General features: G+C 71.0%; 10 protein-coding genes. 3 read left to right on the top strand and 7 right to left on the bottom strand.

Features of this window, described 5'->3' with window-relative positions; all coding sequences use genetic code 11:
• Nucleotides 1-26: 26 nt before the first annotated feature.
• Both M1P99_RS26915 and M1P99_RS26910 read right to left on the bottom strand, forming a co-directional pair.
• On the bottom strand, nucleotides 27-1,139 hold the full coding sequence (locus M1P99_RS26915; protein ID WP_304455384.1) for a CdaR family transcriptional regulator: 1,113 nt from the start codon (nucleotides 1,137-1,139) through the stop codon (nucleotides 27-29).
• 69 nt (nucleotides 1,140-1,208) lie between these two features.
• On the bottom strand, nucleotides 1,209-1,835 hold the full coding sequence (locus tag M1P99_RS26910) for a glyoxalase (RefSeq protein ID WP_304455383.1): 627 nt from the start codon (nucleotides 1,833-1,835) through the stop codon (nucleotides 1,209-1,211).
• A gap of 157 nt (nucleotides 1,836-1,992) precedes the next feature.
• Between M1P99_RS26910 and M1P99_RS26905 the strand changes: the two genes are divergently transcribed.
• From M1P99_RS26905 to M1P99_RS26895, 3 genes are all read left to right on the top strand, one after another.
• Nucleotides 1,993-2,619, top strand: coding sequence for a hypothetical protein (locus tag M1P99_RS26905; RefSeq protein WP_304455382.1), 627 nt, complete (start codon nucleotides 1,993-1,995; stop codon nucleotides 2,617-2,619).
• A gap of 158 nt (nucleotides 2,620-2,777) precedes the next feature.
• Entirely contained in the window at nucleotides 2,778-3,797 is a 1,020-nt protein-coding gene (locus M1P99_RS26900) for an alpha/beta hydrolase (protein ID WP_304455381.1), read from the top strand.
• 274 nt (nucleotides 3,798-4,071) lie between these two features.
• Nucleotides 4,072-5,067, top strand: coding sequence for a sodium:calcium antiporter (locus M1P99_RS26895; RefSeq protein ID WP_304455380.1), 996 nt, complete (start codon nucleotides 4,072-4,074; stop codon nucleotides 5,065-5,067).
• 145 nt (nucleotides 5,068-5,212) lie between these two features.
• On the opposite strand, the gene M1P99_RS26890 is transcribed toward M1P99_RS26895, so the two are convergent.
• From M1P99_RS26890 to M1P99_RS26870, 5 genes are all read right to left on the bottom strand, one after another.
• Complete coding sequence (locus tag M1P99_RS26890; protein ID WP_304455379.1) at nucleotides 5,213-5,344, bottom strand: hypothetical protein; 132 nt, start codon at nucleotides 5,342-5,344, stop codon at nucleotides 5,213-5,215.
• A gap of 209 nt (nucleotides 5,345-5,553) precedes the next feature.
• Nucleotides 5,554-7,134, bottom strand: coding sequence for an aspartate aminotransferase family protein (locus M1P99_RS26885; RefSeq protein WP_304455378.1), 1,581 nt, complete (start codon nucleotides 7,132-7,134; stop codon nucleotides 5,554-5,556).
• A 489-nt stretch (nucleotides 7,135-7,623) separates the two neighbouring features.
• Nucleotides 7,624-8,457 (bottom strand): SDR family oxidoreductase, encoded by an 834-nt coding sequence (locus tag M1P99_RS26880; protein WP_304455377.1) that lies wholly within the window; start codon nucleotides 8,455-8,457, stop codon nucleotides 7,624-7,626.
• 114 nt (nucleotides 8,458-8,571) lie between these two features.
• Entirely contained in the window at nucleotides 8,572-9,231 is a 660-nt protein-coding gene (locus M1P99_RS26875) for a hypothetical protein (RefSeq protein WP_304455376.1), read from the bottom strand.
• Nucleotides 9,232-9,597: 366 nt separating this feature from the next.
• Nucleotides 9,598-11,424, bottom strand: a complete 1,827-nt coding sequence (locus tag M1P99_RS26870; protein ID WP_304455375.1) for an acyl-CoA dehydrogenase — start codon at nucleotides 11,422-11,424, stop codon at nucleotides 9,598-9,600.
• Nucleotide 11,425 lies beyond the last annotated feature (1 nt).

Here is an 11,425-nt window from a genome sequence, read left to right as displayed (position 1 = left end):
ACGGGTATCCGGACGGGCCCGAGGTCTCAGCGCAGGTCGCGGGCGGTGAGCGCGGCCTGCAGCAGGCGGGCCTCGGCGGGCACCGCGAGGTCCAGTCCGGTCAGCGCGCACACCCGCTGCAGCCGGTAGTCGAGGGTGTTGCGGTGGATGGACAGCGCCAGGGCGGTCTTGCGGCGGTTGTGCCCGTGGTCGACGAACACCCGCAGCGTCTCCAGCAGGTAGGGGTGCTCCTCCAGCGGGTCGAGTTTGGCGGCCAGGCGGACCAGCGCGTCGCCGGGCCGCGCGAGCTGGTACTCCAGCAGCACGTCGTTGAGGCGGTAGACCCCGGGCGGGCGGCCGAGCCGCCGGACGAGATCCAGCACGCGGCCCGCCTCCGCCGCCGCCGCGGGGACGGCCGCCGGTCCGGGGGCCGGTGCGGCTGCGGCGAGCGGGGACTCGCCCACGTCGCGTGCGAGCGTGGTGCTCAGCTCCGCCAGGTCGGGACGGCCGGGCAGCAGCGCGATTCCCGCGACGAGGTCCATCAGCACCGGGACGCCCGTGTACGCGTCGAGCGAGGACTGCACCAGCCTGGTCGGCGGGTCCGACTCGAAGGCGAACGCCACGGCCTCGTACTCTCCGGCGACCGCGATCCGCGCCACCTCGGCCAGTGCCTCATACGGCCGCCCGTCCAGGAGGGCGGTGAGCAGCGCGCGTCGGACGCGCTTGTCCTCGCTGCGGAGGTCCTCCTGCGCCTGTTGGTGTGCGAGCACGACGGCGGGCATGGCCGAGTGCAGACAGGCGAGCAGGCTCGCACCCGCCTCGGCCAGCTCCCCGGGCTCCGCCGCCGCGGTCAGGGCCCGCCACCACTCCTGGGCACCGACGAGGTAGGCGGCGGTCACGGCCTCCAGGGGCACGCGCTCCTCCGCCCGGCGGGCCGACCATTCGATGAGCCGGGTCAGGTCGCCCGGCCTCACCTCGCCCCCGTCTCGCAGTGTGCGCACCAGCAGTGCGTGCACGGCCGCGACCGACCGGGCGACCTCGCCTTCGAGGACCGGGCGCGGCAGATCCCTGTAGAAGGGCACCTCCGCCCTGCAGCGCGCGATGACGGCCGCTGTGACGTCAGTGCTCAGGGCTGTCATGCGTGTGTGCAGGTCGGGCATCCGCACATCGTCACACTGTCGAATCACGGGCGTCAACGACGGTCCGGCCGGTCCTGTCCGTCGACCGGGTCAGGTCAGGGCGGACGAGGACACGGACTCCCACGCGAAGCCGTCGGGGTCGGTGAACGGGCCGAGGTCGCCGTTGACCACGATCCGGTGCGATCCGCTGCCCTCGGCGGGGACACCGGCGACCTTGGCCAGGGCCTTGCGGCGGTACAGGGACAGCTTGACGGCGTCGTCCCCGGACTCGAACTCGGCGTAGGCGCGGCCGAAGCTCCTGGCCACGGCCATGCCCTGCTCGACGTAGAACCGCTTGGTCGCGGCGACGTCGGCGACGCCGAGCAGGAGCACGATGTCGTCGAACTCGCGCGTGGCGGGGCCGGTGTCCTTCTTCGACGAGGTCGCGATCTGCCAGATGGTCCCGTCCGGGGCCCGCACGACGCCGCCGTAGCCCCACATCGACTTCTCGGCGGGCTTGAGCGCTGTGGCCCCGGCGTCGAGCGCGGCGTCGAAGAAGCCCTTGGCGTCGGCCGGCTGGGACACCAGGAGCGAGAGCGTGAACCCGCGGAACCCGGTGGTCGGTTCCTGTGCGGTCCGCAGACGGACCTGCGAGTCCAGGCCGAAGGCGGTGGAGTAGAAGTGACGGGCGGCTGTGGTGTCGTCCACCTCGAGGGTGACGGATGCGATGTTGGCCATGTCCTTTACGTTAGGCCCGCGACGGTGACCAGCGCTTCTTGATTCCTGACCGGTCTGCCCGCCCGTGGTGGTGCTTCCCGGGGTGCCCGCGGCCGTGCCGGAGCACGGAGTCGATGCGGCAGGATCTCGGGAGGGCCGCAGAAGGGACGGTGTGCGCGTGAGCCGGGGACGAGATGACCGGAGCGGCCGGAGTGACCGGGGCGACGCGGAGGGCCTGCTGTTGCGACCCGATCGCCGCAAGGCGCGGGAGAACGGGATCGTCGTGCTCGTGACGGCCGTGGTCGTCACTCTGGGTGTGGCGATCGGCCCGGGGTGGCAGGCCGCTCTGGCGTCGGGCGCCTTCGGACTGGTCCTGTTCGCTCTGGTGATCGGACACCGGCGCCAGGCCGATATCGAACTGACGGAGCGGGAGATCGCCGTGAGGGGGCTCTGCTCTCGGAAGCGTCGTTCCCGGGCCCGGGCGGCGCGCGTGGTGCGTGCGACCCTCGTCCAGATGCGGGGATCGCCCATGGAGACCCTGTTCGTGCTCGACGCGAACGGCGGCGTCCTCCTGCGGATGCGGGGCGAGCTCTACGCGCCCGAGGACCTCGACCTGTTCGTGCGGGAGCTGGGAGTGCCGTGCGACGGCCCGGACGAACCCGTCACCGCCAACCGGTTCGCCAAGAGCCACCCGGGGCTGGTGTCGTGGGTGGAGCGGCACCCCTACCTGCTCTTGTTCCTGGTCACGGTGATCGTGGTCGGGGCCGTCATGGCAGGCGTGGTGCTCCCGGTCTGGGGGATGTAGGCAGCATGTGCCGTGACGGCCGGCGCCGCGCACTCGACGAGGCGCCGCGTCCGGCCCAGTCGCTGAAGAGACACGTTCCGAGGGTGCTCACGGCCGCCTGGGAGGCCGGTCCGGGCCCGGTGGTGCCGGTGGTCCTCGCGCACAGCACCATGGACGGTATGAGCCATGCCGCCACTCCCTCCTCCGCCGAACCGGGCCCCGCCACCGCCTCGACGCCGCCGTCCCGGATCACGGTCGACACCGACACCGACCTCGTCTACGCACGGCGCGACACCGGCGACCTCCTGCTCGACCTCTACCGTCCGCCCGCCACCGAACGCCCTGTGCCGGTCGTGCTATGGGTGCACGGGGGCGGCTGGTACGCCGGTGACCGCACCCAGGCACCGGACCTCGCCCGTCGCGTGCGCGCCACCGGTTTCGCCTTCGCGAGCCTCGACTACCGGCTTTCCGAGCAGGCGCACTTCCCCGCCCAGTTGCACGACGTGCGGGCCGCTATCCGGTTCCTGCGCGCGCACGCGAACGAGTGCGGACTCGACCCGGGGGCGATCGGAGTGTGGGGCGGCTCCGCCGGCGGCCACCTGGCCGCGCTGGCGGCTCTGACTGGCCACATCGGCGCGCTGGCCGACGAGGTGGACACCGAAGGTGACGCGTCGGTGCAGGCCGTGGTCGCGTCCTACCCTCCCGTGGACCTGGCCGCCGTGGTCGCCGAGGCGCACGCCGGGCGCCCGGACGCGGACGCCGCGTCGTCCCCCGAGGGTCGGCTGTTGGGCGGAGCACCGGCCGAGCTGCCGGACACGGCCCGCTACGCGTGTCCGCCGACCTGGGTGCACGCCGGCGCTCCGCCGTTCCAGCTCTCCCACGGGACCGCCGATGCCCTCGTCCCGCACACCCAGAGCGAGCTCCTGCACGAGGCCCTGGCCGCGGCAGGCGCGTCGAGCGAGCTCTACCTCCTCGATGACTACGGGCACGGGTTCCTCAACGAGGAGGGCGGACTCGACGGGCAGCCCGCGGACGTGATGGACGACGGCCGACTGGCGAGGGAGGGCACGGCCCGGGCCGTGCGCCGCCGCACGGACGAGCCCGACACAGGGGGAGTGCCGGTCACCTTCGGATTCGCGACCGTGGACGACTTCCTCCTCCGGCACCTCCAGGACCCGGACCAGGTTCCGCGACCCTGACGCCACCCGTCTCCTGTCTCCTCCCGTGTCACAGCGACCTGGCAGGCCCAGGGGCCTCCAGAGGCCGTGCCGCCGCCTGCCCACCGACTTCGACGAGTGCCCGCACCCGGCCCGGACACGCCCGCCCCCCGTTCGCTCGCTGAGCTCGGGGGCGTGCTTGGGTTCTGGGGGTCGCACGGCCCCTGTGGGCGGTGGTGAACCCGTCGCCGAGGGGTAGTCGGGGTGGGAAGCCTCGGTTCGTGGACATGACGGGAGGCCGGCTGTGGTGTGGGACGTGGCGGTGATCGTGGCCGCGGCTGTGCTCCTCGTGGTCGGCGCAGGGCCCTTCACCCGCCTGGTCGACCGGCTCGCCGACCGAACCGGCATGGGCGAGACACTGGCCGGAATCATCCTCATCGGCGCGGTGACCTCGCTGCCCGGCCTGATCACCAGCCTCGTCGGCGCGGCCAACGGCGACGCCGAGTTCGCCATGAACAACGCCCTGGGCGGGATCGCGGCGCAGACCGTCTTCATCGCGCTGGCCGACCCGTCCTACCGGCGGGCGAACCTGGAGCACGCGGCCGCCTCCCTGCCCAACCTGCTCGCCCCGGTGGGGTTGTGCATCATGCTCAGCGTGGCGCTGGTCGCCGGATCCGGCCCACCGATCAGCATCCTGGGCGTCCACCCGGCGTCCCTGCTGATCGTCGGCTGCTACTGGTACTGGCTCCGCCTGTCGCGCAAGGTCCGGTCGGCCCCGATGTGGCTCGTGAAGCAGACGCGCCGCACCCGCGAGGACGTACCGGATCCGGATTCCTTCGACGAAGACGAGCCCCTGGCGATGATGTGGGCCAAGTTCGCCGCCCTCGCCGTCGTGGTCGCCGTCACCGGCTACGCGGTCGGCGAGGCAGGGCTGTCGCTGGTCGACCGCACGGGGATGTCGAGTGGGCTGGTGGGTGCGCTCGTCACCGGGGTGGTCACCTCCCTGCCCGAACTGGTGACGGTGCTGTACGCGATCCGCATCCGCGCGCTGCACCTGGCGCTCGGCGACATCGTCGGCGGGAACGGTTTCGACGTGCTGTTCCTGTCCGCCTCCGACGTGGCCTACCGGGAGGGGCCGATCTACGCCGAGATGGACGCGAAGGTGGTCCTGTTCATCGGCCTGGGCATCGGCCTCAACCTGCTGGTCGCGGCCGGTCTGATCCGTCGGCAGGAGTCCGGGATCGGATTCGAGGGGATCGCGCTGTTCGCGTTCTACGCGGCGGGCGTGGCCATGCTGGTCGTCCTCGGCTGACGATGCGGGGCCGGGGCCGGACCCTCACCAGCTCTCGGAGTCGGTCACGGAGACGCCCGCTGTCCGCTGCCCGACGCCGGCGCCGACGCCGACGACCCCGTCTCCGTTCCCGTCCAGCGGTCGTCCGTGTGTCCGTCCGCCGTCGTCAGTCCGCAGAACCGGCACCGGTGACCACGCGCAGAACGGGCTTGGCGGCGCGGGCCGGGCTCTGCCGACCGCCCGATCCCGACTGCGCGACGAACGAGAGGCCGAACACCAGCGCGTTCAGTTCCGTCAACGGGACGGACAGCTCGGCGGCGACCGAGGCCGGCGTGCGCCCCTTGCGGCGCAGCAGGGCGAAGACCTTCGGCAGGATCTGGGAGGTCTCCCGCGCGATGCCGTCGGGTTCGCCCGAGCGGTACCCGAGCTCCGCGAGCGGTCGACAGGGCTCGCGCCGGGGCGCGTGGCGGACCTATGTCTGTCAAGTAGGTAGCTGGGGGTTGGTGGTCAACGGGTCCTCTTGGCGGCGCCGTCCCGCCCGCCGGGGGCGCTGTGCCGGGCCGCGTAGTCGTCGGCGTGTGCGGCGATATGGTCTAGGATTTCGGCGATGTCGTTGCGGGTGGCACGCGGATTGAGCAGTGTCAGCTTCAGGTGGGGGCGTCCGTCCGCCGTGGTGCGCGCCACGACGGCGCACCCGGAGGCGATCAGAGCCTCGCGCGCGTAGCGATTGGCGGCGTCGGCGAGCCCGGGATCGGTGCCGGGCAAAGCACAGCGAAACACCAGGGTGCTCAGCGTGGGGCGGGTGACGACCGTGAAGCGGGGGTCCTCGTCGAGCAGGACCCACCCCTGGGCGGCCAGGTCCAGCACGTCGTCGAAGAGCGCTCCCACCCCGTCGGAGCCCATGACGCGCAGTGTCAGCCACAGCTTGAGGGCGTCGAAGCGGCGCGTGGTCTGCAAGCTCTTGTCGACCTGGTTGGGGGAGAGGCGGGGGGTGCTGCCGTCTGTGCGCGAGTTCAGGTAGTCGGCGTGGTAGGTGGCGTGGCGCAGTACGGCGCCGTCGCGTACCACGATGGCGCTGGAGCTGACCGGCTGGAAGAAAGACTTGTGGAAGTCCACGGTCACTGAGTCGGCGCGTTCGACACCGCTCAGCAAGTGCCGGTGGCGGGAGACGAGCAGACCGCACCCGTAGGCGGCGTCCACGTGCATCCACACTCTGTGGCGGGAGCACGTGTCGGCGATCGCGGGCAGCGGGTCGATGCTGCCGAAGTCGGTGGTTCCCGCGGTGGCCACCACCGCGATGGGCACCGTGCCCTCGGCCCGGCAGCGCCGCAGCTCCGCGGCCAGGGCGTCCGGGTGCATCCGCCTGCGCTCGTCGCAGGCCACCGTGATGACGGACTCGTAGCCCATCCCGAGCAGCGCGGCGGACTTGGCGACGCTGAAGTGCCCGGCCTCGGAGGTCAGGACGCGCATCCGGGACAGGACCTCGGCCAGGCGCACGCCACCGTTCGCGCGCATCCGTTCGTGGGCCTCATTGCGCGCCATGAGCAGCGCCTGGAGGTTGGACTGGCTGCCACCGCTGGTGAAGACGCCGTCCGTGGTCTCGCCGAAGCCGATGCGCTGGGCCGTCCAGTCGATCAGCCGCTGTTCGATCAGGGTGGCGCCCGCGCTCTGGTCCCAGGTGTCGAGGGAGGAGTTGACGGCGGACAGGACGGTCTCGCCGAGCAGCGCGGGCAGGACCACCGGGCAGTTCAGGTGCCCCATGTAGCGGGGGTGATGGAAGTAGACGGCGTCGTCGAAGTAGACGCGTTCGAGCTCGTCCAGGGCCGCGGCCGGGTCCCTCAGCGGCTCGGCGAGGTCGACCTTGCCGACCTTGGCGCGCAGGTCCTCGGCGGTGGCGCCGGTGAAGGGACGCTCGACCGTCGCGATCCGCCGTGCGACCCGGTCGGCCGCCGCGCAGGTCAGGTCGCGGTAGTCCTCGGCGCTGTGCCGGTCGAGCAGCTGGGCCAGGTGGTGACGCTCTGGGGCGGGCACCGGTGTCCGCCCGGTACCGTGCGGCGGACCCGGGACGTGCCGGGCGGGGAAACTCATGGATGGTCCTCCTGGAAACGGGCATGCCGACGGCATCTGTGAGCCGGACGCGGGCATGGGGCGGGCAAAATTAGCCGGAAAGGAAAACGGGTTGGGGGCTCTGGGCCGCGGTGGGCTTGTTCGCTTCGGCCAGTTCCCGTGATGGTGGAACCTGACGCGTTCGCGGCGTCATGCGAGGGGCTGTCCTTCACCGGCCGGGATCAGAAGGGGCGAAGCGCCGGATCGGTCAGCGGCCACAGCCCGCTGACGAATCGAGGTCAGTCGGAGATAACTCGTCGGCGGTCTACTTCATTCGGCGAGCCGCCAGGAGGAACGAGCTGGTGGCAACATCGGAACCGCGCTCCAGGCCGACTCATCCGACTTGTGCCCCTACTGTGGCCATTCCATGAGCTGCCCCTCGCAAGGGGCGGTGAGGGCGGGGAGCCCCACGCCCTCATACCTGCGCAGTCCGGGCAGCCCCCGTCCGTGGGACCTTCTCGGGGCACCGCGTCAGTGGATGTGCTCCCCCGGGCCGGGGTGCGCCACGTTGTGCTGGACCGGACGCACGGACAGTCCCCCGTCCACGTTCATGGTGAGCCCGGTGATCCAGGACGCCTGGGGCGACAGGAGGAAGGCCGCCGCCTCAGCCACGTCTTGAGGCTCTCCCATCCTTCCCATGGGGTAGCTCTGCTCCACCTGTTCGATGGGGACGCGGATGATCGAGTCCGCGAACTCCGTCCTGATGAATCCCGGTGCCACCGCGTTCACGCGCACCCGAGGGGCGAGCTGTTCGGCCAGGTCCGTCGTCAGCTGGTTGAGCGCGGCCTTGGTCGCGGAGTAGGCGGGGAGCCGGATGGTCCCGGAGGCCGCCGCGGTGGAAACGAACACGACGGATCCGCCGTTCTCCCCCATCCAGCGCTGCCACGCCGACTTCAGGTAGCCCAGGGCACCGAGGACGTTGGTATCGAACATGTGGCTGACCACGGCCGGGTCCAGCTCGATCGCCGGAGTATGGCCGGCCGGATTGATTCCGGTGTTGTAGACGAGCATGTCCAGACGCGAGAAGCGGTCCAGCGTCTCTTCCACCGCCGCCTCCCGTTCCTGCTCCTTGCGGCTGTGGGCTCGCAACCCGATCACTCTGCCGCCCGTCCTCTCCCGGATCCGCCCGCACGCCTGCCGGAGGGAGTCCTCGTTCCTCCCGGTGATGGCCACGTCGGCTCCCCGCGCTGAGAGCGTCTGCGCGACCGACAGACCGATGCCCCGACTGCCCGAGACCACCAGCGCGGTCCTGCCCGTCAGCATGCCTACCTCGGGATGGGGCGCGTTCGCTTCCGTTGCGGCCATGTCCACTCACTCTCCTTCGTTCGGTTCACGTCCACCCGTAAGGATTCGGTGCCGGGCGGCCACCTCGGAAAGGCCGGGAAACCGGCCCGGTAAGCCACCCGCGGCGCGACCGGCTCACTTTTGCGGTGGCCTGCCGAAGGCCATGGAGACCACGACTGTCTCGTCTTCGCCGTGTCCCGCGCTCACCAGCACGCGGTGATCGTTCTGCCGGCGGGCCCTCAGCACGACCGGCGTCCCGGGAGCCAGCAGTGTCCGGGCCTGGAGGAGTTCCACCCGAACCGGCGGACCGGTGTTCTCCGGGTCTTCCACGAGGCGCTCGGACAAATCGACGAGAGCCGTCAACAGGTAGGCGAGTGGAACAGCGGGAAACCCGGCGAAATGACCCGCACACTGATCGGCCCGCAGGTTCACTTCCGCCTGTGCCATCGTTCCGGACACCGACACATGGTCCAGCCGCAGAGGAGAACCGTAGGGGGAGGAGGCCTTCTGGTCGGCGGAGGGGTCGGCCAGGTGCTCGAAGGTTCGGGCGAAGCTCCCCTCGTCGAGGACGACGTAGTCGCAGTGCAGGTCGAACAGGGTCGTGTGACCGGAGTCGTAGAGGAAGGCGGCGGCCGAGGCCGAGTCCGGTCTGCTGAGCCCGCCGAGAGCCATCACGTGCAGACCCTGCGACGGCGCTCCCGGCGCCGGCGGGGTCAGGCGACGCAGCCTGGCTTTGCGCGCCAGGTAATAACGACGGCCCGGGCCGGCCGTCGTGGCGGCCGCGCACAGACCCATGATGGGCAGGTGCCGAGCCGCTTCGATGATCGAGACCGGTTCCTCGGACTCGGCGGGGAACTCCGGGAGGAACGATGCGGTGACGCACCCGGGCGCCGGGGAGGAGACGCCGTGCACTGCTCGGTACGGAGGCGAGACACAGATTCGCGAGGTGATGTCCATATCAGAGAATTTCCTTTGAGCGAGAAATGGAACATGAAAACGACGGGTGGAGTCTTATCGCTCAATGAAGAACATGCGATTCATGGGCATGGTCATCGGATGGGCCACAGCTGCCCAGGGGTCGTTCGATATTCTCGGCAACCGGTCCCCGGGTTGGCTCTGAAGAAGCGCAAGGCGTTTCAGGGCGGGTCCGGGGCCTTGCCCTCAGCTGCCGCCCGTTGCCAGCCGTCGGGCATAATCGGGAAACATGATCGGGGCCGCGAGCTGTTCGGGTGGGAGGTCGAGCGCGTCCACGAGTGCTTCCGCGTCCACCTCACGCAGCAGGGACCGGCGCAGATCGAGCATGCCGAGGTGTTCCTCCGGCGTGAGGCTGCCGTGGGCCAGGTGATCGGCGGCACGGTCACCGATGGCGTCGAGCGACCACAGGCCGAACAGCGGTGCGAGGGCCCGGCCCGCGGGCGTGTTCGCGAGTGAGGCGACGGCCGCGTCGAACGTCTCGAAGGTCACCCGCCGCGTGTGCGCGCGAGCCAGCGCCAGCAGCAGCCACAGGCTCTCGTTCCATCGCTGTGGGGAGGCGGCCGTCTCGGCGGTGTCGCCGAGGACGGAGCGGGCCTGCCCGCGCAGGCGCCGTTCGTCCTCCCGGAACAGGTACGACCACATCCGCGGGTCGCGGGGGGACCGGTCTGGAGGGGGCGCTGGGGAGGGCATGCCCTCTTCCCCGCCCAGGGCCAGTTCGCGCCCCACGTCCAAGAGGATGAGCCGGTTCTCCCCTCCCGCGCTGTTGTAGACGTGGGTGAGGGCCTCATAGGAGGGGATCCTGTTGACGGTCAGCGTTCCCTGGGCGCCGCAGCGGCGCCGGGCCTCGGCGCAGGCTCTCTCCGCTTCCGCCGTGGCCGCGGTCTTGGCCAGGGACAGTTCGCGGCTCACCGAGGACCAGGGTGACCAGGCCGTTCCGGCATCGTCTCGGCCGCTTTCGGCGCGGTGGCCCCCAGGCGGGTGCGCGCGGGCCGCGCGGACCATGAAGGTGGTGGCGTAGGCGGCGGCGAGCACCCCGTACACGGACTCCTGCTGGATCCCGTAGTCGATCACGGGTGCGTCCTCGGCCAGGGTGTTCGTCGTGACCCTGTGCCGTGAGTACCGGTAGAGGATGCTCGCGGTGGCCCGGGTCGCCGCGGCCAGGGCCGTGGCTCCGGCCGCGGAGGCCGCGGAGGAGACCGCGAGCGAACGCCTGAGCCGGTCGCTCGCGTGCGTGGCCGGTTCGCTGAAGCGTCCCCGGGGCGAGATCTCGGCGCCGTCTCTCAGCCAGCGGCCGAACGGTACGGGTGCGTCCTGGAAGGACACCAGGCAGTGGTCCAGTGGCGAGACCCTGCTGTGGGGCAGAGGTGTCGTGCGAACGCCGGGGAGGGGTCCGTGCTGGTCGCGGATGTCGACCAGGAAGGGGAAGACCCCGTGTTCTCCGTCGTCGGTGCACAGCCGTGCGTACACCAGGCCCGTCTGGGCATGGCCGCGAGCACCGACCATGGCCATGAACTTGGCGGCGTCCGGCGTGGGCGTCGTGATCCTGAACCCGGGAAGGCCCGGGTCGTACTCGGCCCGTGTCCGCACGGAGACGTGGCTGTTGCCACGCCCGACCTCGGTGATGAGGACGCCTCCGACGGCGGCCAGGGAGTCGAGCCGGTCGATGGCCCCGCGCAGTTCGGTGTTGTCGTCGCCGAGCGTGAGAGCCGCGTTCAGGCACACCTCGTAGTGCACCATCGCCCGCAGGAAGAGGGAGGGGTCGATCACCGCGGCGTGTCCGAGTACGTCGAGGAGCCGCTCTGGTGAGTCCAGGGCCTTCCTGCCTCCGCCCAGGCGCTGGTTGAGGACGCGCAGGCGCTGGTAGGTCAGCTGGTGGAATCCCTCGGTGGAAGGGGTGTCGACCGGAGTGAAGACCGGATGCTCGAACAGGCGGGCCGTCTGCGTGTTGCCCTGTTCCCCGTGGTACAGGAGCGCTCGGAGGCGATCGCGTGTCTCGGTGGCCGTTCGTGGCATC

The organism is Nocardiopsis sp. YSL2, assembly GCF_030555055.1.
In the GTDB taxonomy this organism is placed as follows: Bacteria; Actinomycetota; Actinomycetes; order Streptosporangiales; family Streptosporangiaceae; genus Nocardiopsis.
The sequence above is the reverse complement of the archived record's forward strand: the minus strand, read 5'-3'. Positions and strand labels throughout refer to the sequence as shown.